The sequence below is a fragment of the Pseudomonas sivasensis genome (genome assembly GCF_013778505.1).
GTDB lineage: Bacteria > Pseudomonadota > Gammaproteobacteria > Pseudomonadales > Pseudomonadaceae > Aquipseudomonas > Aquipseudomonas sivasensis.
Window position 1 is genome coordinate 64,217 of the sequence record NZ_JAAOWU010000018.1, and the last position, 23,891, is coordinate 88,107.

A 23,891-nucleotide genomic window follows, 5' to 3' on the forward strand; every position below is an offset into this window, starting at 1 on the left:
GATCATCCCCCTGCCTTATCGAGCACCATTCAGCCTTGGCTGTCTTTATTGTGACCGGCAGCCCTGTGCCTGACACTCGACCCATTCCCATTGTCGCCATTGGAGTTCGGTATGAGTGAGTCAGTGCAGTTCCAGGATAAGGTCGTGATCGTCACCGGTGCCGGCGGCGGATTGGGCCGGGCCCATGCGCTGTTGTTCGCTAAACATGGGGCCAAGGTGCTGGTCAACGATCTCGGCGGGTCCACCCAAGGCGAAGGCGCCAGTGCTTCGGCGGCCGACCGTGTAGTGGCCGAGATCCGCGAGGCGGGTGGTATTGCGGAAGCCAACCACGACTCTGTCACCGATGGTGACAAGATTGTGCAAAACGCCCTCGACGCTTTTGGCCGCATCGACGTAGTGGTCAATAACGCCGGCATCCTGCGCGACAAAACGTTCCACAAAATGGAAGACGCCGACTGGGACCTGGTTTACCGGGTGCATGTCGAAGGCGCCTACAAAGTCACCCGCGCCGCCTGGCCCCATCTGCGTGAGCAAGGCTATGGCCGAGTGATCTTCACCGCGTCCACTTCGGGCATCTACGGCAACTTCGGCCAGTCCAACTACGGCATGGCCAAGCTCGGCCTGTACGGCTTGACCCGTACCCTGGCGCTGGAGGGGCGCAAGAACAACATCCTGGTCAACGCCATCGCCCCCACTGGCGCCACGCGCATGACCGAAGGCCTGATCCCGCCGCAAGTGTTCGAGCGCCTCAAGCCGGAATTGGTCAGCCCGCTCGTGGTGTACCTGGGCAGCGAAGCGTGCCAGGAAACTTCTGGGTTGTTTGAAGTGGGCGGTGGCTGGATTGGCAAGACCCGCTGGGAGCGCAGCCTGGGTGTGGGCTTTGATCCCGAAGCCGGTTTTTCACCGGACGATGTGGCGGCGCACTGGCAGCAGATCTGCGACTTCGAAGGGGCGGCTCATCCCAAGGACAACATCGAGGCCTTGAAGGAGATGATGGCCAACTTGCAGAAGTACAGCCTGTGATCATTGCTTGAAAAAGTTTGAATCCTACGGGGCGCTGATGGCGCCCCGTTTTATTTCAGGCAAAAAAAAGCCGCTGCAAACGCAGCGGCTGAAGTAAGACGTTGGATCAAGGAGCGACAAATCAACGTCAGTGAACACCGGTAACAGATTGAAAAAAGACATCAATCCATTTGAGTCTGGCTTTTCTTCCGTTTGGGGAGGCGGGCCGTTTGCCCTGAAAGCCCGGCAAGAATAGTCGTTTGCGACAAGATGAGTAATAGCGCTTCGGGACAAGGACTGTTGTAAAAACTGCAACAGTCTTGACGCTCGCCATCCATGGCCCTGATAACCCGCCATCCACACGGTTCATGCCCCCGCCCAGACCCAGGCCAGAGCGCCCGGTAATCCTTTCGAGCGACAACACGAATCCCTCCTTGGTGCGCTTATCGCTCCTGATGTGCGGCAGTAGGGTGGGGCCTTCTGTCACTCACCGGGGAAGACGCATGACAAAAACAACAATGCGCGCCATCTTCACGCCACAGGCGCTGGCCGCTGCGGTTGCCTTGGGTTGCTGTGCCCAGGCTCAGGCTGTTTCGTTCAATATTGGCGAGATCGAAGGGCAATTCGATTCGTCGTTGTCGGTGGGTTCGAGTTGGGGCATGCGTGATGCCGATAAAAAACTCGTGGGTACCGTCAATGGCGGCACGGGCCAGGCTTCCACGGGGGATGACGGACGGCTCAATTTCAAGAAGGGCGAGACCTTCTCGAAAATCTTCAAGGGCCTGCACGACCTTGAACTCAAGTACGGCGACACCGGTGTGTTCGTACGCGGCAAGTACTGGTACGACTTCGAGCTCAAGGACGAAGACCGCGAGTTCAAGCAGATCAGCGACCACAACCGTAAGGAAGGCGCCAAATCCAGTGGTGCGCAGATCCTCGATGCGTTTGTCTATCACAACTATTCCCTGGGCGACCTGCCGGGCACCGTACGCGCCGGTAAGCAGGTGGTCAGTTGGGGTGAGAGTACCTTCATCGGCAACTCCATCAACAGCATCAACCCGATTGACGTGTCGGCGTTCCGCCGCCCGGGTGCCGAGATCAAGGAAGGTCTGATCCCGGTGAACATGCTGTTTGCGTCCCAGAGCCTGACCAACCAACTGACCGTGGAAGGGTTTTATCAGTTGGAGTGGGACCAGACCGTGCTGGATAACTGCGGCACCTTCTTTGGCGGTGACGTGGCGGCGGATGGTTGCACCGGTAACTACACAGTAGGCAGCCCTGGTATCGCGCCGCTGCAATCGATTGCGGCAAACCGCGGCCAGGGTTTTGTGGTGACGCGCGAGGGTGTGGTGGTACAGCGTGCGGGAGACCGTGATGCGCGGGACTCCGGTCAGTTTGGGGCGGCTTTGCGTTGGCTGGGTGACGACACCGAGTACGGTTTGTATTTCATGAATTACCACAGCCGCACACCCACTGTAGGCACCATCACCAACAACACCACACTGCAAACCATCGGTGGCATCGCCGCCGCCGCTGGAGGTTTCGGTCAGGCCTTGGCCCAGAGCACCATGCTCGGCCGTGGCCAGTACTACCTCGACTACCCGGAAGACATCCGCCTGTTCGGCGCGAGTTTCTCCACTACCTTGCCCACCGGCACGGCGTGGACCGGGGAAATCAGCTACCGGCCCAATGCCCCGGTGCAGTTGAATACCACCGACCTGACATTGGCCTTGCTTAACCCAATCGCCGGCCAATTGGCCTCACCCATCCGCAGCAATTTCGGCAGCGACAACAAAGGCTACCGCCGCAAGGAAATCACCCAGATCCAAAGCACCATGACCCAGTTCTTTGACCAAGTCCTCGGCGCCGAACGCCTGACTTTGGTGGGCGAAGCGGCCGTGGTGCACGTGGCTGGCCTGGAGGACAAATCCAAACTGCGTTACGGCCGCGATTCGGTCTACGGCGCTTACGGTTTCGAGGGTGACACCGACGGTTTCGTCACCTCCACCTCTTGGGGCTACCGCGCGCGGGCGATCCTTGACTACAACAACGCCATTTTCGGGGTGAACCTCAAGCCCAACCTGTCCTGGTCCCATGACGTGGCCGGCTATGGGCCCAACGGGATCTTCAACAAGGGCGCCAAGGCGATCAGCGTCGGTGTGGATGCGGACTACCGCAGCACCTACACCGCCAGCCTCAGCTACACCGATTTCTTTGGTGGCGACTACAACACCCTGACCGACCGCGACTTCCTCGCCCTCAGCTTCGGCGTGAACTTCTGATTTGGCTTAAAGAAGGACAAGAACTTATGCGTAAGACAATTGCAGTGTTGGCCCTGAGTCTGTTGGCTGCTCACGTAATGGCGGCGGTGTCGCCGGAAGAAGCTGCCAAGCTGGGCACCACCCTCACGCCGGTCGGTGCCGAAAAAGCCGGCAACGCTGACGGCTCGATCCCGGCCTGGACTGGCGGTATCCCGAAAAACGCTGGCGCGGTGGACAGCAAAGGCTTCCTGGCCGACCCGTTTGCCAATGAAAAACCGCTGTTTGTCATCACCGCCGCCACCGTCGACAAGTACAAAGACAAACTCTCCGACGGCCAGGTGGCGATGTTCAAACGCTACCCCGAGACCTACAAGATTCCGGTATACCCGAGCCACCGTACGGTCAACTTACCGGCGGACATCTACGAATCGATCAAGCGCAGCGCACTGAACGTCAAGGCGATCAACGACGGCAACGGCCTGGAAAACTTCACCGGCAACCGCTACTACGCGTTCCCGATTCCCAAGAATGGCGTGGAGGTGCTGTGGAACCACATCACCCGTTACCACGGCGGTAACCTGCGCCGCATCATCACCCAGGCCACTCCGCAGACCAATGGCAGCTACACGCCGATCCGCTTCGAAGAAGAAGTGGCGGTGCCTCAAGCGATCCCGGATATCGACGCGGCCAAGGCGGCCAACGTGTTGAGTTTCTTCAAGCAATCGGTCACCGCCCCAGCGCGCCTGGCGGGCAACGTGCTGCTGGTGCATGAAACCCTCGACCAGGTGAAAGAACCGCGCCTGGCCTGGATCTACAACGCCGGCCAGCGCCGTGTGCGCCGTGCTCCGCAAGTGTCCTATGACGGGCCGGGCACCGCGTCCGACGGCCTGCGTACCACCGACAACTTCGACATGTTCTCCGGGGCCCCCGACCGCTACGACTGGAAGCTGGTGGGCAAAAAAGAGATGTACATCCCCTATAACAGCTACAAGCTCGATTCGCCGAGCCTCAAGTACGACGACATCATCAAGGCTGGTCACATCAACCAGGACCTGACCCGCTACGAACTGCACCGCGTGTGGGAAGTGGTCGGCACGGTCAAACCGAGCGAGCGGCACATCTACGCCAAGCGCCACATGTACATCGACGAAGACAGCTGGCAAGTCGCGCTGGTGGATCACTACGACGGTCGCGGCCAACTGTGGCGCGTCGCCGAAGGTCATGCGCAGTTCTACTACGACCACCAGGTGCCGGCCTACACGGTCGAAACCCTGTACGACATCATTGCCGGGCGCTACATCGCACTGGGCATGAAGAACGAGGAGAAGAGCAGCTTCGTGTTCGGCTTCGCGGCCAAGGCAGCGGACTACACTCCGGCAGCCTTGAGGGCTGAAGGCGTGCGCTGATCCCGGATCGAAGCGGGGTCAAAATGTGGGAGGGGGCTTGCCCCCGATGAGGGAGTATCAGTCACTGGATTGGTTGACTGATACACCGCCATCGGGGGCAAGCCCCCTCCCACATTGGGTTCTGTGCATGGCCTTCAATCACCCTGCTGAATACTTCTTCAACAACCCCCCGCCACAGGACTAGGGTACGCATCACGTTGCATAACAATAAAAAAGCAGGATGCAGCAATGACCGCCATGACACGCTGCCTGGACCGTCCTGGATTCATGCCCCGGCTGTCCGCCCATCATTTGCTGCGCCCCCGCCTGGCCGAGCCTTTGCTGGCAGCACCGGTCAGGGTCAAGTTGTTATGCGCCCCCGGCGGCAGCGGCAAGAGCGCGTTACTCGCTGAATGCGCGTTGCAGGCGCCCATCGGTTGCCAGGTGTACTGGTTGCCGCTCAATGGCGCGTCGCTCAGCCCCCTCGACCTGTGCCAACGGCTGGCGCAAAACCTTGGCCTGACGTTTACCGACGAAGCCACATTGCTGCTGGACCTCAGCCGCTGGCAGGCCCAGGCATGGGTGTTCCTCGATGATTTCTGCCGCTTACCCACTCAAGACACCGACGCCTTGCTCGATCGCCTGCTCACCGCCAGCAGCCCGGCCCTGACCTGGTGGCTGGGCGCTCGACGGCGTCCGGCCTGCAATTGGCCTCGGCTGCTGCTCGACGATGAGTTACTTGAGTGCGGCGCCGAACTGGCATTTACCCCTGTGGAAATCCAGGCACTGCTCAGCCATGCGCCGGCCCAGTCCGTCGACAGCGTGCTGCAGTTCAGCGCGGGTTGGTGCGCGGGTGTGCGCATCGCCTTGCTGGGTGATGGTCATCCCGATAAGACGTTGCTCGACTACCTGCAACACGAACTGTTCAGCACGCTGCCGCCGGAGTTGGCCGAGGCTTGGCGGGTGCTGGCCCATCTGCCGCGCTTCAATACTGGCCTGTGCGAACACTTGTTCGGCGCTGGCGACGGTGGCCAATACCTGAGGGATTTACACGCGCTGGGCGCGTTTATCGAGCCGTGGGAAGACACCGACTGGTTGCAGGTTTTCCCGCCCCTGGCGCAACTGATGCACAACGAACCCTGGCCTGCCAGGCGCTCTTGGCATCGACGCGCTTGCCAGTGGTTTTGCACCGAGCAGGATTGGCAGGCCGCTTTTGAACAGGCTCTGCTGGCCGAAGAATATGAAATGGCGGTGAGCCTCTTGCAGCACTTCAGCTTCGAGGATCTGTTCCGCCAGCAGAACGCCGTCTTGCTGTTGCGCCTGCATGAGCAGCATGGCGATGAACTGATGCTCGGCTCGGCGCAACTGGTGGGGTTGGTAACTGCTGCGCTCCTGTTCGCCGGGCGCTTCGAACAGGCGGCTGCGTGCATTGATCAGCTCGCTCGATTTGCCCCGCAACCCTCGGCGGCGCAACAGCGTTATTTACTGGCGCGCTGGCAGGCGCAGTGGGGCTGGTTGCTGCACCTGGGCGGCGATGCCGAGAGTTCCCGTCTGCATTTTCTTGAGGCCCTGCAAGCCTTGCCCGAGAGCGCCTGGACTTCGCGCCTGATGTGCCTGTCGGGGCTGACCCAACAAGCCTTGCTGCGCGGTGAACTGGACGCAGCCCAAGGCCTGAACCGCGAAGCGCTGTGCCTGGCGCGCGCCCATGGTTCGTTGGTGCTGGAGGCGTTGCTGGAGTTGGATCACGCGCAATTGCTGGAACAGCGTGGCGCGCCGTATCGGGCGCAAAGCCTGCTGGAAACGGTGCAGGCGATGTTACTCAAGCAGCGGCTCAAGGCCGGGCCACTGGTTGGGCGCATTGCCTTGCGGCGCGGGCACTTGGCGCTGCGCCAGGGCCAGGACAGCTTGGCCGCCGACTGTTTCGAGACTGGCCTGAAGATGTGCCTGCACAGCCAGGACAAACGCGTGCTCTACGGTTTTCTCGGTCTGGCCTTGCTGGCCGCCAACCGGGGTGATTACGCCCAGGCCTTTGTGCAACTGCGCGAGGCCGAACGGCTGATGCAGCAGCGCCAGGTGCCGGACACGGTATACCGGGCGGTGCTGTTGTTGGTCAGTGGGCATTTCTGGTTGCAGCAAGGCCGCGCCGAATTGACCGTGGAAGCGGTGCGCCGTGTGCTGCGCCACTTCCGTGGCCCCCAGGCCAAACAGGCGCCACCGGCCACCCTGGAACTGATTCCACGCCTGGAATACCTGCTGGTGCTGGCGGAGGTGAAACTGGGCTGCGCCGATCAACCTGTGGCACGGCTCAACGCGTTGCTGGAAACCACCCATCAGCGCGGCATGCTCTGCCTGGAAACCGAGCTGCACCTGGTGCTGGGCGAAGTCGCTTGGCAACTGGGCGATGCTGCCTTGGCGCGCCGTTCGCTGCAAACCGGCCTGGAACTGGCCGGGCGTTGTCAGGTGCAACAAGCGATTCGTGAACTGCGTTTGCGCTCGCCGGGACTGTTGAGCGAGCTGGGCATGGAACCCCAGGCGTCAACCCCCGGCACGGTAGAAAACCCCTTGAGCCAGCGTGAATTGGAAGTGCTGCAACTGATCGCCCTGGGCAGCTCCAACCTGGAAATTGCCGATCGGTTGTTTATCTCCCTGCACACCGTCAAGACTCACGCGCGGCGCATCCACAGCAAGCTGGGCGTCGAGCGGCGAACTCAGGCGGTGGCCAAGGCCAAGACGTTGGGCTTGATGGTTTAAATGAACGCCTGACGGTAGTCGCCGGGCGTGGCGCCCATGGCCTGGCGGAAGCGATGAGTGAAGTGACTGGCACTGGAAAAACCGCACAGCAAGGCAATCTCGCCCAAGGGGAGGGCACCGCTGCGCAGCAGGTGTTGCGCGCGGGTCAGCCGACGCGCCAGTAAGTACTGATGGGGCGGCAGGCCGAAGCTTTGGCGGAACATCCGCGCAAAATGGTATTCCGACAGCGCGCACAGGCCAGCAAGTTGCCCAAGGCTGATGGGGTCTTCCAGGTGCTGGTCAATGTAGTCCACCAACAGCCGTCGCTGGTACGCCGCTAAACCACCTTTCAAACGCAGGCCTTCGCGGGCGCCTACCTGGCTGAGCAGGGTGTGGCTGAGCATTTCATGGGCCAGGCTGCTGGTCAGCAGGCGTTCGGCGGGCTCCTGCCAGTTGAGCGCGATCAACTGGTGGAAGCGTCTGGCCTGGCTGTCGTCTTGCAGAAAGGTGCTTTCGCGCAGTTCCAGGGTGCGCGGTTCGCGGTCGAGCAGGGTGACGCAGCCGAGGGCAAATTGCTCTGGGCTGAAATACACGTGGGCCAGGCGGATTTCACCGTTGATCACCCACGCCGACTGATGCTCGGCGGGCAGGATACACAGCTTGTCGGGGCCGCCCTTGGTGCCCGGCTGGTCACGCCGAAAGGTGCCAGTGCCACCGCCGATGTAGCAGGATAAGGTGTGATGGCTGGGCGCCTGGTAGTCCTGGGAATCGTGATGGTTGCTCCACAAAGCTGCCGACAAGCCGTCACCGAGCTCGGCGCAGGCTTCAAGGCGTGCGTTGGGCGAGCGGTTAAGGGCTTGAAAGACTTGTAGGGATTCCAGATCTGACATGGTGTGTTCTCCGACGCCTTGCATCCTACTCCGCGAGGTGGGCGCTGTGAGCCCACCGCCCGACAAAAGCGCAAGAATCTGCAAGAGCGCGGCGCCGGTTGAGGGCGACACTTTGGCTCTACCGATGGAGCCCGCTATGAACCTTTCCCTGTATTTACTCACCGTGCTGATCTGGGGCACCACCTGGATCGCCCTCAAATGGCAATTGGGCGTGGTGGCGATTCCTGTGTCCATCGTCTATCGCTTTGGCTTGGCGGCGCTGGTGTTGTTTGCGTTGTTGCTGCTCAGCCGCAAGTTGCAGGTGATGAACCGGCGCGGGCATCTGATCTGCCTGGCGCAGGGGCTGTGCCTGTTTTGCGTCAACTTCATGTGCTTCCTGACCGCCAGCCAGTGGATTCCCAGCGGCCTGGTGGCAGTGGTGTTTTCCACCGCCACGTTGTGGAACGCGCTGAATGCCCGGGTGTTTTTCGGCCAGCGCGTGGCACGTAACGTGTTGATGGGCGGTGGCCTCGGGTTGGCGGGCTTGGGCTTGCTGTTCTGGCCGGAACTGGTGGGACACACCGCCAGTCCGCAGACCTTGTTCGGCTTGGGTCTGGCGTTACTGGGGACGATGTGTTTCTCGGCCGGCAATATGCTGTCGAGCCTGCAACAGAAGGCCGGCTTGCGGCCGCTGACCACCAATGCCTGGGGCATGTTGTACGGCTCCTTGATGCTGGCGACCTACTGTGTGGTGCGGGGCATTCCGTTTGAGATGGACTGGAGCGCACGGTACATCGGCGCGCTGTGGTACCTGGTGATTCCGGGTTCGGTGATCGGCTTTACGGCCTACCTGACCCTGGTTGGGCGCATGGGGCCGGAGCGGGCAGCGTATTGCACGGTGCTGTTCCCGGTGGTGGCGCTGAATGTGTCAGCGTTTGCCGAGGGCTACCAATGGACCGCGCCCGCGTTGGCGGGGTTGGTGCTGGTGATGTTGGGCAATGTGTTGGTGTTTCGTAAGCCTAAGTCTGCCAGTCCGGTCTTCCAGGCGAAGACAGTCTAATGGGGGAGGGGGCGTGCCCCCGATGGCAGTGTGTCAGCCAGCCCCTCTATAGCTGGCCCACCGCTATCGGGGGCAAGCCCCCTCCCACATTCCCTGCATTGCATACATTTGGCCGAGCTGTCCTTGCTATTTCAGTCCGAGGCGCTTGGCCATGCGGCCCAGGTTGGCGCGGTCCAGGCCCAGTTCGCGGGCCGCGCTGGCCCAGTTGTGTTGGTGGCGTTCCAGGCAGGCGCTGATGATCTGGCGTTGATAGTCTTCGGTGGCCTGGCGCAGGTCGCCGGTGACCACGGGTGCGGCTTGAGCCTGTGCTTCGATGACCGGCGCATTCACCGTCGGCAAGTCCAGATCCTGCGCACTCAAGCTCAGAATCCTCGGCCGTTCGCGACAGTTGCCCAATGCCTTCAATGCGCTGCGTCCGATCAAGTGTTCCAGCTCCCGCACATTCCCCGGCCAGTTATAGGTCAAAAGCGCGGCCTGGGCATCACTGGTCAGCCGCAGACTGCCCAGGCCCATGCGTGAGCGGTTCTGTTCCAGGAAGAAGCCCGCCAGCAGCAACACATCGCGCCCGCGCTCGCGCAGTGACGGCACCTGCAGCGGGTATACGCTCAGACGGTGGTAGAAATCCGCGCGGTAGTGGCCGTTGCGGACTTCGTCGGCGAGGTCGCGGTTGGTGGCGGCGATCAGGCGTACGTCAACCTGATGCTCCTTGTCCGAACCGAGGCGCTGCAACTGACCGCTTTGCAGCACTCGCAGCAGCTTGGCTTGCACGGTCAGCGACAGTTCGCCTACTTCATCCAGGAACAAGGTGCCGCCGTTGGCCAGTTCGAACTTGCCGCGACGCTCATTGAGCGCGCCGGTAAAGGCTCCGCGTACGTGGCCGAACAACTCGCTCTCCACCAGCGTCTCCGGCAGGGCGGCGCAGTTGAGGCTGATGAGCGGTTTATCCGCACGATTGGATGCCGCGTGGATAGCCTGGGCCACCAATTCCTTGCCCACTCCGGTTTCGCCGGTGATCAGCACGGTGAGGTCGCTGCCGCCCACCAGTTTGATTTCCTCGACCAAGCGTTTGTGGCTTTTGCTCTGGCCGATCATTTCCTTGTGCTGCTGGCCGCTGGCTTGACGGTAGATCTCGGCACGTTGGTGTTCGTCTTCAGCGCGCAGCGCCAGGCGCTCGATGCGTTCGGCGACGTTGACGGTGGCGGCAGCGAGGCTGGCGAAGGCTTGCAGGGCGTCCAGTTCAACCCGTTCGAAACGTTCGGTGTCGAGGGCATCCAGGGTCAGCAGGCCCCAGGGCTGGTCGTCGACAAACAACGGGCAGCCCATGCAGTCGTGCACTTCCAAGTGTCCGTGCAGGCCATCGACCAGGCCGTCGTAGGGGTCGGGCAATTCACTGTCGCTGTCAAAGCGCGTCGGGCCGGGGCTGCCGAGCAGGACGGCGAAGCGCGGGTGCTCGCTCACCTTGAAGCGTCGGCCCAAGGTGTCGGCGCTCAACCCGTCTACTGCCAGCGGCACCAGCCATTCACCGTCCAGGCGCAGCAACGCTGCGGCGTCGCACGGCAGCAGGGCACGCATGGCTTGCAGCAGGCGGCGATAGCGCTCGCCTTCGGGCAGGTCGCGGGACAGGTCGGCGACCAAGGGCAGGAGGGTGGTGAGCAGTGATTGCGCAGTCATAATGACTCCTTGTAGTCCTTATGACTATAGAGTGTAGGAGGTCATACTGACTACACAATGTTTAAGGTATTGAAAATTAACGATTTATTAGTTGGCATGAATACTGAGTAGCTAAGGGTAATCAGTAAAGAAGCCCAGGAGGCTCCCATGCTTAGTGCCCAAGACCGTGCCATCGTCAAATCCACCGTGCCCCTGCTGGAAAGTGGCGGTGAGGCGCTGATCACCCATTTCTACCGCATGATGCTCTCCGAGTACCCTGAGGTGCGCCCGCTGTTCAACCAGACCCACCAAGCCAGCGGCGACCAGCCTCGCGCCTTGGCCAACGGCGTGTTGATGTACGCGCGGCATATCGACCAGCTCGACCAACTGGGCGACTTGGTGGCGAAGATCATCAACAAGCATGTGGCGTTGCAGATCCTGCCGGAGCACTACCCGATCGTGGGCGCCTGCCTGCTGCGGGCGATTTCCGAAGTGCTGGGCAGCGAGATTGCCACGCCTGAGGTGATGAAGGCCTGGGGCGCCGCCTATGGCCAGTTGGCCGACATTCTGATCGGTGCCGAAGCCGCCATCTACGAAGAGAAAGCCCAGGCCCCCGGCGGCTGGCGCGGTGCGCGGGCGTTTACGTTGGTCAAGCGAGTGGAGGAGAGTGCCGAGATCGTCTCCTTCTATTTCGCGCCTGTGGATAACGGTCCGATCCTTGCCGCCGCGCCAGGCCAGTACATCGGTATGAAGCTGGTGCTCGACGGTGAAGAAGTGCGCCGCAACTATTCCCTGTCGGCCCTCAGCGATGCCGGGCAGTATCGCATCAGCGTCAAGCGCGAAGCCGGTGGGCGGGTGTCCAGCTACCTGCATGACCAGTTGCACGTCGGCGCAACCATCGAACTGTTCCCGCCGTCGGGTGAGTTCATCCTGCAGGCCAGCGATAAACCGTTGGTGCTGATCAGCGGCGGCGTGGGCATCACGCCGACCCTGCCGATGCTTGAAGCCGCTCTGGCCACCCAGCGTCCGGTGCATTTTATCCACTGCGCGCGTAACGGCGGGGTGCACGCGTTTCGCGATTGGGTGGACGCGCTCGCCGCGAAGCACCCGCAACTCAAGCGCTTCTATTGCTATGCCGAGGATGACGGGGTGAGCCCAGCGGCGGATAACGTTGGGCTCTTGAGTCTGGAGCAGTTGCAGGCTTGGTTGCCGCAAGAGCGTGACCTGGACGCGTACTTCCTCGGGCCTAAAGGTTTCATGGCCGCAATCAAGCGCCACCTCAAGGCCCTGGGTGTGCCCGAGAAGCAAAGCCGCTACGAGTTCTTCGGCCCGGCTGCTGCCTTGGAATAACACGGTCAAAATGTGGGAGGGGGCTTGTCCTCGATAGCGGTGTGTCAGCTGAAGATAAGCTGGCTGATCCACTGCTATCGAGGGCAAGCCCCTTCCCACATTTGGCTCTCTATTTCTTCAGATTAATCCCCCGTTAACCCCCCTCTGTTTAAACCACTCTCTGTGTGTAAACTTGCGGCCATTGGCACAACCAAACAAAGGGATACGGGGATGAGTGACGAATTGCGTTTAGGCAGGGAGCGGCGCTTTCTGGTGTTGCTGGGCATCATCTGCCTGGCGCTGATCGGTGGGGCGTTGTACATGCAGGTGGTGCTGGGCGAGGCGCCGTGCCCGCTGTGCATCCTGCAACGCTATGCCTTGCTGTTGATTGCGATCTTCGCGTTCATTGGCGCAGCCATGCGCACCAAGGGCGCCCTGACCTTTTTCGAAGGGCTGGTGATCCTCAGCGCCGTCGGCGGGGTGGCCGCAGCGGGTCACCACGTGTACACGCAGTTCTTCCCGCAGGTCAGCTGCGGCATCGATGTGCTGCAACCCATCGTCGATGACCTGCCCCTGGCCAAGGTCTTCCCGCTGGGCTTTCAGGTCGATGGCTTCTGCAGCACGCCGTACCCGCCGGTGCTGGGCCTGTCCCTGGCGCAGTGGGCCTTGGTGGCGTTCGTGCTGACGGTGATCCTGGTGCCGCTGGGCATCTATCGCAATCGCCAGCGCAAGGCCTGAACCCAACTGTCAAACGCCCCGGTCCTTCTTTGACGAAAGCCGGGGCGTTTTTGTTTGTAGGCTTTTGTGAATAGAGCGTGACACGGGACAACTGAGGGTGCGCGAAGCGTGCGACATGTTGTCACACAGAGGCCGCCGCAGGACGTTTCTGCTTCGCGAAGCCATCGCTTAAATTTGCAAAAAACGCCCAAGGTGTGCTGTCAGTTCGTGGTCTGGACGACGTTGCGCACCTCGCGGCGGACACACCTTTGCGTGATGTCCCAATGCCTTGTTTTCTGGGGGGTTAGATAGGTTTTGCATGCCCTTACGACGACTGAAGGCCGTGGCGGTTCAGCCTATAACACCGCAATTTTTGTGGTTTTTGTTGAGAATCGAACGCGATAAAATCGCGAACCGTTGCAATATCGGTGAAGGATTATTGCTGTAATCGATAAAAATTATTTCTTTATAAGACATGGTTTATACATCGCTAGCTAACTACAATCGCACGCACTGAATGTCCCGTGCTGTTCAATATTTGAGCACTGGAGCGGTCGAGGGGCAGATGGATGGCTCTGTGCGACCCCAAGGTTCCGGCAGCCTTTCAACTATCCGCACCAAACGGAATTGGTCTGTAACAAGGCCTTTAACCACGAAATCGAATAAGAACTCACCGCAGGTCCGTGAAACGCTCCGTTATGGCGTGCCGGGCAGGCTCTTATTCAATCGAAGAGAAATGCCAACCCTTGGCAGGGTGAAGTGTTGGCGATCAAAACCCAACTGCATTGCGCAAGCTGCTTTAGAGGTCGTGAGATGAGTAAAAACAGGTACCCCCGATTACTAGGCTTTTTGCCGCTGCTTGGCATGATGTTAATGCTGGGAGGCTGCAAGTGGACCTTGATGGACCCAAAAGGACAGATCGGTCTGGATCAACGAAACCTGATCATCACTGCCACCCTGCTGATGCTGTTGGTTGTGGTGCCTGTGATCATCATGACCTTCGCCTTCGCCTGGAAATACCGCGCGTCGAACACCAACGCGACCTACGCGCCTAAGTGGTCGCACTCCACCAAGATCGAAATCGCGGTGTGGCTGGTTCCGATCCTCATCATCATCGCCCTGGGTTACATCACCTATAAGTCGACCCACGAGTTGGACCCGTACCGTCCGCTGGAGTCCGACGTCAAGCCGATCAACATCGAAGTGGTCGCGCTGGACTGGAAGTGGCTGTTCATCTACCCGGACCTGGGTATCGCCACGGTTAACCAGATCCGGTTCCCGGAGAACACCCCGCTTAACTTCCGGATCACCTCCGACGCCGTGATGAACTCGTTCTTCATCCCAGCCCTGGGTGGCCAGATCTACGCGATGGCAGGCATGCAGACCCGTCTGCACCTGATCGCGAACGAAAAAGCTGAAATGGAAGGCATCTCCGCGAACTACAGCGGCGCTGGCTTCACCGGCATGAAATTCAAAGCGATCTCGACGAGCCAGGAAGATTTCAACGCCTGGGTAGCCGAAGTCAAGGCCGCACCTAAACAGCTTGATCAAGCTGAATACGACGCCCTGACCAAACCAAGCCAGAACAACCCAGTCGCTCTGTACTCCGCGTATGAGCCGAACCTGTTTCAGAAAATCGTCGACAAGTACGAAGGTATGAAGCCAGGCAAGCCGGTCAAGCACGAGAAGAAAGAAGTGGCCGCGGTTGAAGGTTCTGACACGGGCTCGCATTCAACTGCTGGGGCAGAGGAGTAAACGATGTTTGGTAAATTAAGTTGGGATGCGGTCCCGTTCCACGAGCCGATTGTGATGATTACCATCGCCATGATCGCGCTGGGTGGTCTGGCACTGTTTGCAGCAATCACTTATTTCAAGAAGTGGACCTACCTGTGGACCGAGTGGCTGACGTCGGTCGACCACAAGAAAATCGGCGTGATGTACATCATCGTTGCCATGGTCATGCTGCTGCGCGGTTTTGCCGACGCCATCATGATGCGTACCCAGTTGGCCATGGCCACCGAAGGTTCGCCTGGCTACCTGCCGCCTGAACACTATGACCAGATCTTCACCGCCCACGGTGTGATCATGATCATCTTCATGGCGATGCCTTTCTTCACCGGCCTGATGAACCTTGCTGTGCCGCTGCAGATCGGTGCCCGTGACGTTGCCTACCCGTTCCTGAACTCCCTGAGCTTCTGGCTGCTGGTATCCGGCGTTGTGCTGATCAACGTGTCCCTGGGCGTCGGCGAATTCGCCAAGACCGGTTGGGTTGCGTATCCGCCATTGTCGGGTATCCAGTACAGTCCTGGCGTGGGTGTGGACTACTACATCTGGGCGCTACAGTTATCAGGACTCGGGACGACGCTGACGGGGGTCAACTTCCTGGCCACCGTCCTGAAAATGCGCGCCCCTGGCATGAAGCTGATGGACATGCCGATCTTCACCTGGACCTGCACCTGGGCCAACGTCCTGATCGTGGCTTCGTTCCCGATCCTGGCCGCTACCATGGCGCTGCTGTCGCTTGACCGTTACCTGGATTTCCACATTTTCACCAATGAACTTGGTGGCAATCCAATGATGTACGTGAACCTGTTCTGGGCATGGGGTCACCCTGAGGTGTACATCCTGATCCTGCCAGCGTTCGGTATCTTCTCCGAAGTGATCTCGACCTTTACCGGCAAGCGCCTGTTCGGTCACCACTCGATGGTTTATGCATCGGGCGCGATCTCGGTACTGGGCTTCATGGTTTGGCTGCACCACTTCTTCACCATGGGCTCGGGGGCCAGCGTCAACGCCTTCTTCGGCCTGGCGACGATGCTGATTTCCATCCCGACGGGGGTGAAGCTATTCAACTGGCTGTTCACCATCTATCACGGTCGTCTGCGCATGACCAGCCAGGTTCTGTGGACCCTGGGCTTCATGGTGACCTTCGCCATCGGCGGCATGACCGGCGTACTGCTGGCCATCCCGGGTGCTGACTTCGTACTGCACAACAGCCTGTTCGTGATTGCTCACTTCCACAACGTGATCATCGGTGGTGCTGTATTCGGTTACATCGCTGGTTTCAGCTTCTACTTCCCGAAAGCGTTCGGCTTCAAGCTGCACGAAGGTTGGGGCAAGGCTGCATTCTGGTTCTGGATCTCGGGCTTCTTCGTCGCGTTCATGCCGCTCTATGCACTGGGCTTCATGGGCATGACCCGTCGTCTGAACGCTACTACCAACCCTGAGTGGGTGCCGTACCTGTACGTTGCCATGTTCGGTGCAATCATGATCGCTGTGGGTATCGCCTGCCAGTTGATCCAACTGTACGTGAGCATCCGTGACCGTAAGCAGAACGCTTGCGACTCCGGCGACCCATGGAATGGCCACACCCTGGAATGGTCGACTTCGTCGCCGCCGCCGTTCTACAACTTCGCCGTGATCCCTACTGCGAACACCATTGATGCGTTCACCGAAGCCAAGGAAGACGGTACTGCGTACCAGCGTCCTAAGCACTACGAGCCGATCCACATGCCAAGCAACACCGCCACTGGCGTGGTGATGGGTGCGCTGTTGACCGTGTTCGGTTTCGCGATGATCTGGCACATCTGGTGGCTGGCAATCGTGAGCCTGGTGGGCACCATCGGCTACTTCATTGTCCACGCAGCACGTGATGATCAAGGCTACATGGTGCCGGTCGAAACGATCGAGCGCATCGAAGCCGAGCAGCACGCTCGCCTGGTCGCCGAGAAGAAAATCCCGGCCAACCGTGTAGAAACCTCGTTGGAACAGGCTTAAACCATGTCGAACTTAGTGACCAATGCTGGACACGCCCATGTCGATGACCATGGGCACGATGACCATCACCACGACTCGGGGCCGATGACCGTTTTCGGCTTCTGGCTCTACCTGATGACCGACTGCATCTTGTTTGCGTCGATCTTCGCGGTGTACGCGGTACTGGTAAACAACGTAGCGGGTGGCCCGTCGGGCCACGACATCTTCGAACTGCCTTACGTGCTTGGCGAAACCGCCTTGCTGTTGTTCAGTTCGATCACCTACGGCTTCGCCATGTTGGCCTTCTACAAGGGCAACAAGAAAGGCGTGCTGACCTGGCTGGGTATGACCTTCCTGTTCGGCCTGGGCTTCATCGGCATGGAGATCAACGAGTTCCACCTGTTGATCTCCGAAGGCTACGGCCCGCACCGTTCCGGTTTCCTGTCGGCGTTCTTCACGCTGGTCGGCACCCACGGTCTGCACGTTACTGCCGGCCTGCTGTGGATGGCGGTGATGATGTATCAGGTCAATAAACACGGCCTGACCAACACCAACAAGACTCGCCTGACTTGCCTGAGCCTGTTCTGGCACTTCCTGGACGTGGTCTGGATCTGCGTCTTCACCGTTGTTTACCTGATGGGGACTCTGTAATGGCTAATGCACACTCCCATGACCATGACAGCCATGATTCGAGCCACGGCAGCGTTAAGTCGTACGCCATTGGCTTCATCCTGTCGGTAATCCTGACGCTCATCCCGTTCGGTCTGGTGATGTACCCGACCCTGCCGAAGTCGATCACCTTGATGATCGTATTGGCATTCGCGGTGATTCAGGTCCTGGTTCACCTGGTGTACTTCCTGCACCTGGATCGTTCTAAAGAGCAGCGCGATAACGTGATTGCGTTCGTGTTCGCAGGCTTAGTAATCCTGCTGCTGGTTGGCTTGTCGATATGGATCATGTTCAGCATCCATACGTTCATGATGGCGAAGTGAGGTAAGACCCGATGTCGCTTAAGCACTTTATCCAAATCACCAAACCGGGGATCATTTTCGGTAACGTGCTTTCTGTGGCGGGCGGTTTCTTCCTGGCCTCCAAGGGACATGTCGATCTGGCCATCTTCCTGGCTGCGATGATCGGTACGTCCCTGGTGGTTGCTTCCGGTTGTGTCTTCAACAACTGCATCGACCGTGACATCGATATCAAGATGGAGCGCACCAAGAATCGCGTGCTGGTCCAGGGCCTTATCTCCCTGAAGCTGGCACTGATCTACGCGACCGTTTTGGGTGTTGCCGGTGTGGCACTGTTGTATAAGGTGGCCAACCCGTTGGCGGCGCTGTTTGCCGTGATCGGCTTTGTCATCTACGTCGGCCTCTACAGCCTGTACCTCAAGCGCAAGTCGGTTCACGGCACGCTGGTGGGCAGTCTGTCGGGGGCGATGCCGCCGGTGATTGGTTATGTGGCTGTAACCAATAGCTTCGACATGGCCGCGCTGGTGCTGCTGGTGATGTTCAGCCTGTGGCAGATGCCGCATTCCTACGCCATCGCGATCTTCCGTTTCAACGACTACCTGGCTGCATCGATTCCGGTTTTGCCGGTCAAGCGTGGCATCCAGGTTGCCAAGAAACACATCCTGCTCTACATCCTGGCCTTCCTTGTGGCGACCTTGATGTTGACCTTCAGTGGCTACGCCGGCATGAGCTACCTCGCCGTCGCGGCTGCCATGGGCATGTACTGGTTGTACATGGCCTGGACAGGCTACAAGGCGGTGGATGACACCGTCTGGGCGCGCAAGCTGTTCGTGTTCTCGATTTTCACCATCACCGCGCTCAGCGTGATGATGTCCCTGGATTTCCAAGTGCCGAAAGAGCTGTTGCTGACCTACGCACACTGAGTGTCTGAGTAGCAAAAGGCCCCGCCTTCGAAAGAAGCGCGGGGTTTTTTATTGAGTGACCTTTAAACTATGCCCACATCCTACCCATGCAGGACGCAGAACGATGAGTAAAAAAGCCGTAATCGTGTTCAGTGGCGGACAAGACTCCACCACCTGTTTAATCCACGCACTGCCGCACTACGATGAAGTGCACTGCATTACCTTCGACTACGGCCAACGCCATGTGGCGGAAGTCGAAGTCGCCCAGCAGCTTGCCAAGCAGTTGGGGGCCACCGTTCACAAAGTGATGGACGTGTCGTTGCTCAACGAGCTGGCCATCAGCAGCCTGACCCGCGACAACATTCCTGTGCCGACCGTGAACAGCTCAGGTGAAAGCCTGCCCAGCACCTTTGTGCCGGGGCGCAATATTCTGTTTCTGACCCTGGCGGCAATCTACGCCTACCAGGTGAAAGCCGAGACCGTCATTACAGGCGTGTGCGAAACCGACTTCTCCGGTTATCCGGACTGCCGCGATGAATTCGTCAAGGCGCTGAATCAGGCACTCAAGCTGGGCATGGAATACGACGTGCGCCTGGAAACCCCGCTGATGTGGCTGAACAAGGCCGAGACCTGGGCCTTGGCCGATTACCACCAGCAACTGGACTTGGTCCGCCAGCAGACCCTGACCTGCTACAACGGCGTCCTAGGCAGTGGCTGTGGCGAGTGTGATGCGTGCAACCTGCGTGCACGGGGCTTGAATGAGTACCTGCAGAACAAGACAGATGTCATGCAGAACCTGAAGCAGAAGTTGCAGCTGAACTAAGGTGATGAAGCCGATGGGCAAGGCCCATCGGCGTGTTTCAATCAGGCAGCGTTGCCGGTGATATAGCGCTTGAACAACGAACGCGCGCCATAGGCTGGCAGAATATTAAAGAACGCAAAGCCCACCTTAATTGCGATCTGCACATAGATCATGCTCAGGATATCGCTGGTCTGCATGGCGCCGTAGAACGCAATAAAGCAGAACAGGAAGCTGTCGATAATCACCGCAAAGAACGTACTGAGGAAGATGCGCAGGTATAGGTATTTGGAATTAGTCAGCTCTTTGATCTTGCACAGCAAATACGAGTTAATGTTTTCCGACACCAGGAACGACACCGACGACGCGATCAACACCGACGACACCTGCACAATCACATCGTTATAGGGACCGTCGAGTTTCCAACCGGGCAAGCCGGGTAAGAAGGTTGAGCCGTAGAGCAAAATGATGATCATCGCGTTGCTGGCAAAGGCAAACAGGATGGCCTTCCTGGCGAGCCTCAGGCCAAAGTTTTCGTTGAGCAGATCCACGATCAGGAAGGTCAGCGGGTATAGGAAAGTGCCTGGCGTAACGATGATGTCGAGGGACTCGATGTAGATCGGTTTCGTCGCGGCAATGCTGGTGAAGATGTAAAAGGTGAAGAGCAGCAGGTTGAGGATGATGTAGATCATCCACGAACTTTCATTGCGATCGTTGAGGTCGTACGCCGTCACCGTGCCCGCTTGGGAGTAGTACTTCTTGTACAGGTTTTTAACTTCCATTTTATTCAAGTTATCCATGATTTCGCTGTTTAAGACTTCGCTCAACTTGACCCGAATGATCTTGCCCGTGGCGATGATCATGATCACCGCCAGGCGCTTATCATTTTCGAAGCCCAGCAGTTTGTATTTACTGTTTTCGATCTCGCTTTCATACGTGGTCATTGAAGCGCTCCTCAATGATATCCCCCAGTACACACAGACGTTCTGAGCTGGCGCAGGCTTCACGGCTGATAAACAGCGTGTGGGTAGCCCTGTCGAACACCAGTTTTTCCTTATCGTCGCTCGACGAACCCTTCTGGATGATCAACAGGTCACCCGGCTCATTCGCACCCGGTATAGGGCGCTCCAGTCGCACGCCGATCAGGTTGTGGGAGGTGCCGAAGTAGTAAGTGAGCGGGAAGAGGGTAGCCAGTTCGCCAATGCGCTTATCCAGGTGCTGCATGACCTGGCTTTGCTTGAGCACCGGCACGGCTGCGGGGTTCATGTTGCCTTGGGGCGAGGCACTGCTCTCGATGATTTCCTTGGCTTCAAAATCGATGGTCTCGATTTCTTCGTAGGACACGCCGAAGAAGTCGGAAATCTTGCGCAGGGTCGACTGCTGAACATTGACGACCTTGCCTTCGAGGATGTTGTAGATCGTAGTGCGGGTCAGGCCGGCGGCGTTGCACAGCGACAGCTGGGTCTCGCCACGGCTCTTGATCAAGTACTTGATGTTGCTCTTCAAATGCTCGGTTTTTTCTCGTCTGTGCATCACGCGCTCACCACTTCCCTATAGTAAAAACCGTCGATCTTTGAAGACGCCGTATAGATTGTTTCAACAGTGAAACGCCCATCCAGGGCGTTTCATACGTCGCGGCGGGCGCAAGTGTTGCACGCGTGCGACCTAACAATAAAGTCCCGGATGCGAGGGATCCGCATTGCGCAAGGCAAATGGCCATCCGCTCGGTAAGGGGGGACAAAAGCGAACATTTAAATTGGAAAATGTTTAATTTCCTGTTTAATTGAACGCCACGGTTCAGGACGAACTGATACGCAGCGACCAAGGAAAGGACACCCGCCATGGCATTCAATACCGTACACCTGCAGGATCAGGCTGACCTGTTGCGCCGAGGCATGGCGGACCTGCGCGCAGAGGACCTGGAACTGGCGATGCTGCTGGACGCCGAAGTGGCACGCCAACATCGCACGCTGTCATTGGTCGCGTCCTCCTGTGCAGTCAAGCCTCGCACCCTGGCGGCTTCCGCGTCCGCACTGGTCAACGTTACTGCTGAGGGCGCGCCCGGCAAGCGTCATCGCGCCGGCTGCGAGAATGTCGATCTGGTTGAGTCCCTGGCGATCCGCAGGGCGCGTGAACTGTTCGACGCCCACTACGCCGGCGTGCAATCGCACTCGGGTTCCAACGCCAACGCCCAAGTGTTGTCCGCCCTGCTTGAGCCGGGTGATACCTTGCTGGGCATGGCCCACGATCACGGAGGTCACCTGACCCACGGCAGCCCCGCCGTGTTTACCGGGGCCTACTACAAAGCGATTCGCTACGGCACCACTGCCGAGGGCCTTATCGATTACGAGCAGGTGCGCAGCCTGGCGCTGGCCCATCGTCCACGGATCATCATTTGCGGCGCATCAGCTTATTCGCGTGTGCTGGATTTCGAGCGGTTTCGTGCGATTGCCGATGAAGCAGGCGCGATCCTGTTGGCCGATATTTCCCATATCGCAGGGCTGGTTGTGACCGGTCGCCACCCCAGCCCGATTAACGCGGCTCACGTCACGACCACTTGCACTCACAAACAGTTGGGTGGCCCGCGTGGTGGGCTGATCCTGTCCGGTCGCGACGCCCATACCAAGGTGCCTGGCTTGAAGGCGACTTTCAGCCGTGTGCTGGATCAAGCCGTCTTCCCGCGTATGCAGGGCGCGCCGGCGGTCAATATGATCGCCGCAAAAGCCGCGGCGCTTGGCTACGCAATGACGGCGGAATTCGACGTTTGCATGGGGCGGGTTCGCGCTCTGGCCGACGAAGCGGCCTACGCGTTTCAGGCCCATGACTATGACGTGGTCGGTGGGCGCAGCGAAAACCATACGGTGTTGATTCGTTTGCGCGGGGACATGACCGGTGCCATCGCTGAGTCGGCGTTGGAAGGCTGCGGAATCGTTGTGAATAAAAGTCGCGTACCCGGCGAGACCCGTTCGTCTGCCGTTGCCAGCGGCCTGTGTATTGGCACAGGTTCCATGGCGCAACGCAATGTGGATGCCGATGGCTGTCGGCAAGTCGTCGATCTGGTGTGCCGGGTACTCAACCAGGTGACGCCGCTTGGTGAATACGAGTACCACTTCGAGCCCACTGCGCAGGCGCAATTGCGCTCTGAACTTGAGCATTTGTGTGCCAAATACCCCATCGCGGACTATTGGGAGCACTGAAAGCCCGCCCATGAAAAAGCCCCGTCGTCGAAAGTCGTACGGGGCTTTTTCATGGGCGCTCGGTTAAATCCGCTGCGTATTGTCTCGTCATACTCACTTGTACGAGCAGTGCGAATCCATCATCCGCCTACAAGGAGTAGTCACCATGGTCAGCGTTAGTCGTCGATCCCTTCTCGCCCTCAGCGCCGCCCTGCCTTTATTCGGGCGCCTGGATTGGGCGGTGGCCGCGTCGTCGGCAACCAAGACTGACAAGGTGCTGCTCAACTACAACGAAAGTCCCTACGGGCCCTCGGCAGCGGCCCGCGAAGCGATGCAGCGCGGCATCGACACTGCAGGGCGTTATCCGTACAAACACATGTACGCCCTGGCCGAGTTATTTGCACAGCAACAAGGGATTGCCGAAGATCAAGTGGCGGTGTTTTCCGGCTCCATGGCCGCACTGCGCTACGCGGTGCTGGCGTTTACCAGCGAAACCCGGGGCCTGGTGATGGCGACGCCGTCCTACGAGGTACCACGCCAGGCCGCTAAATCGCGCAAAGCGCCGGTGAAAGAAGTGAACCTCAACGCCGAGCATGCCCACGACGTCCAGGCCATGCTCGCGGCTGACCCCCAGGCCGGCATGCTCTACCTGTGCAACCCCAACAACCCGACGGGCACCGTGACGCCGACCGAGGCCATCCGCCAGGCTTTGGCGAACAAACCCAAAGGCTGTGTGCTGGTGGTGGATGAGGCTTACATCGACTTCGCCGATACCCCAAGCGTGGTGAGCTGGGTCAAGGACAACGACGATCTGCTGGTGCTGCGTACCTTCTCGAAAATCTACGGCATGGCCGGCGCTCGCCTGGGCCTGGCGATCGGCCATCCGGCGCTGCTGGAGCGCTTGGCGGTATTCGGCGGCGACAACGTCCCGGCCGGTTCGTCCTTGCTCGGCGGCCTCGCCAGCCTGGAAGATGTGAAGGTGCTGCCCCAACGCAAGGCGCTCAACGCGCAACTGCGCGAAGAAACCATCACCTGGCTTAAGGGCCGTGGCTTCACTTGCACGGCATCCCAGGCCAACTGCTTCATGATTGACGTGAAGCGCCCGGCAGAGCAGGTCATCGACACACTGGCCGCCCACGGCGTACTGATCGGACGAGTGTGGGAAAACTGGCCGCAGTGGGTGCGGGTCACGGTGGGGAATAAGCGGGAGATGGCGCGGTTTCGCGAAGTGTTTGCGGCGCAGATTCAGGGCGCCAGCTGATACCGCGCAAAAAAAATGTGGGAGAG

The 23,891-nt window shown here is 59.3% G+C and carries 19 protein-coding genes; 15 read left to right on the plus strand and 4 right to left on the minus strand.

Annotation, left to right across the window (positions count from 1 at the left end; all coding sequences use genetic code 11):
* The first annotated feature begins 111 nt into the window (after positions 1–111).
* The 4 genes from G9Q84_RS23960 (at position 112) to G9Q84_RS23975 (ending at position 7,399) form a co-directional block, all read left to right on the plus strand.
* Positions 112–1,023: an SDR family oxidoreductase gene (locus G9Q84_RS23960; RefSeq protein ID WP_032885611.1), complete on the plus strand. Its 912-nt coding sequence runs from the start codon at positions 112–114 to the stop codon at positions 1,021–1,023.
* A gap of 482 nt (positions 1,024–1,505) precedes the next feature.
* A complete protein-coding gene (locus tag G9Q84_RS23965) occupies positions 1,506–3,284 on the plus strand; it encodes a DUF1302 domain-containing protein (protein ID WP_032885612.1) in 1,779 nt (592 codons plus the stop codon).
* 26 nt (positions 3,285–3,310) lie between these two features.
* Positions 3,311–4,669, plus strand: coding sequence for a DUF1329 domain-containing protein (locus G9Q84_RS23970; protein WP_032885613.1), 1,359 nt, complete (start codon positions 3,311–3,313; stop codon positions 4,667–4,669).
* 228 nt (positions 4,670–4,897) lie between these two features.
* Positions 4,898–7,399, plus strand: coding sequence for a LuxR C-terminal-related transcriptional regulator (locus G9Q84_RS23975; RefSeq protein WP_122680702.1), 2,502 nt, complete (start codon positions 4,898–4,900; stop codon positions 7,397–7,399).
* Here G9Q84_RS23975 and G9Q84_RS23980 read toward each other — a convergent pair.
* Positions 7,396–8,268, minus strand: coding sequence for a helix-turn-helix domain-containing protein (locus G9Q84_RS23980; protein ID WP_032885615.1), 873 nt, complete (start codon positions 8,266–8,268; stop codon positions 7,396–7,398). The genes G9Q84_RS23975 and G9Q84_RS23980 overlap by 4 nt on opposite strands.
* A 136-nt stretch (positions 8,269–8,404) precedes the next feature.
* Here G9Q84_RS23980 and G9Q84_RS23985 point away from each other — a divergent pair, with 136 nt between their 5' ends.
* A complete protein-coding gene (locus G9Q84_RS23985) occupies positions 8,405–9,307 on the plus strand; it encodes a DMT family transporter (protein ID WP_095186380.1) in 903 nt (300 codons plus the stop codon).
* Positions 9,308–9,433: 126 nt separating this feature from the next.
* Here G9Q84_RS23985 and norR read toward each other — a convergent pair whose 3' ends face one another.
* Positions 9,434–10,978: a nitric oxide reductase transcriptional regulator NorR gene (gene norR / locus G9Q84_RS23990; RefSeq protein ID WP_122755878.1), complete on the minus strand. Its 1,545-nt coding sequence runs from the start codon at positions 10,976–10,978 to the stop codon at positions 9,434–9,436.
* A 147-nt stretch (positions 10,979–11,125) separates the two neighbouring features.
* Here norR and hmpA point away from each other — a divergent pair, with 147 nt between their 5' ends.
* From hmpA to queC, 8 genes are all read left to right on the plus strand, one after another.
* Positions 11,126–12,307, plus strand: a complete 1,182-nt coding sequence (hmpA, locus tag G9Q84_RS23995; protein ID WP_181644199.1) for an NO-inducible flavohemoprotein — start codon at positions 11,126–11,128, stop codon at positions 12,305–12,307.
* Positions 12,308–12,517: 210 nt separating this feature from the next.
* Positions 12,518–13,024: a disulfide bond formation protein B gene (locus tag G9Q84_RS24000; RefSeq protein WP_032885619.1), complete on the plus strand. Its 507-nt coding sequence runs from the start codon at positions 12,518–12,520 to the stop codon at positions 13,022–13,024.
* Positions 13,025–13,816: 792 nt separating this feature from the next.
* Positions 13,817–14,758: a ubiquinol oxidase subunit II gene (gene cyoA, locus G9Q84_RS24005; RefSeq protein WP_032885620.1), complete on the plus strand. Its 942-nt coding sequence runs from the start codon at positions 13,817–13,819 to the stop codon at positions 14,756–14,758.
* Positions 14,759–14,761: 3 nt separating this feature from the next.
* Positions 14,762–16,780, plus strand: a complete 2,019-nt coding sequence (gene cyoB, locus G9Q84_RS24010; RefSeq protein ID WP_032885621.1) for a cytochrome o ubiquinol oxidase subunit I — start codon at positions 14,762–14,764, stop codon at positions 16,778–16,780.
* Positions 16,781–16,783: 3 nt separating this feature from the next.
* Positions 16,784–17,410, plus strand: coding sequence for a cytochrome o ubiquinol oxidase subunit III (locus G9Q84_RS24015; protein WP_032885622.1), 627 nt, complete (start codon positions 16,784–16,786; stop codon positions 17,408–17,410).
* Positions 17,410–17,751, plus strand: coding sequence for a cytochrome o ubiquinol oxidase subunit IV (gene cyoD, locus G9Q84_RS24020; RefSeq protein ID WP_017734785.1), 342 nt, complete (start codon positions 17,410–17,412; stop codon positions 17,749–17,751). Before G9Q84_RS24015 ends, cyoD begins: the two co-directional genes overlap by 1 nt.
* A gap of 11 nt (positions 17,752–17,762) precedes the next feature.
* The gene (gene cyoE, locus G9Q84_RS24025) at positions 17,763–18,650 is read left to right on the plus strand and encodes a heme o synthase (RefSeq protein ID WP_014719864.1); all 888 of its coding nucleotides are present in this window, start codon (positions 17,763–17,765) and stop codon (positions 18,648–18,650) included.
* Between the two features lie 103 nt (positions 18,651–18,753).
* Positions 18,754–19,452 carry a 7-cyano-7-deazaguanine synthase QueC gene (gene queC, locus G9Q84_RS24030; RefSeq protein WP_032885623.1) on the plus strand — a complete coding sequence of 233 codons (699 nt, stop codon included), beginning with the start codon at positions 18,754–18,756 and terminating at the stop codon, positions 19,450–19,452.
* Positions 19,453–19,493: 41 nt separating this feature from the next.
* Here the strand turns inward: queC and G9Q84_RS24035 are convergent, their stop codons facing one another.
* Together G9Q84_RS24035 and G9Q84_RS24040 are read right to left on the minus strand one after the other, a co-directional pair.
* On the minus strand, positions 19,494–20,372 hold the full coding sequence (locus G9Q84_RS24035) for a queuosine precursor transporter (protein WP_032885624.1): 879 nt from the start codon (positions 20,370–20,372) through the stop codon (positions 19,494–19,496).
* On the minus strand, positions 20,359–20,961 hold the full coding sequence (locus tag G9Q84_RS24040; protein WP_095186382.1) for a helix-turn-helix transcriptional regulator: 603 nt from the start codon (positions 20,959–20,961) through the stop codon (positions 20,359–20,361). Before G9Q84_RS24040 ends, G9Q84_RS24035 begins: the two co-directional genes overlap by 14 nt.
* Positions 20,962–21,269: 308 nt before the next feature.
* Between G9Q84_RS24040 and G9Q84_RS24045 the strand changes: the two genes are divergently transcribed.
* Positions 21,270–22,625: a serine hydroxymethyltransferase gene (locus tag G9Q84_RS24045; RefSeq protein WP_032885626.1), complete on the plus strand. Its 1,356-nt coding sequence runs from the start codon at positions 21,270–21,272 to the stop codon at positions 22,623–22,625.
* Positions 22,626–22,770: 145 nt separating this feature from the next.
* The gene (gene ptaA / locus G9Q84_RS24050) at positions 22,771–23,865 is read left to right on the plus strand and encodes a pyoverdine biosynthesis transaminase PtaA (protein ID WP_122755880.1); all 1,095 of its coding nucleotides are present in this window, start codon (positions 22,771–22,773) and stop codon (positions 23,863–23,865) included.
* The last annotated feature ends 26 nt before the right edge of the window (positions 23,866–23,891 follow it).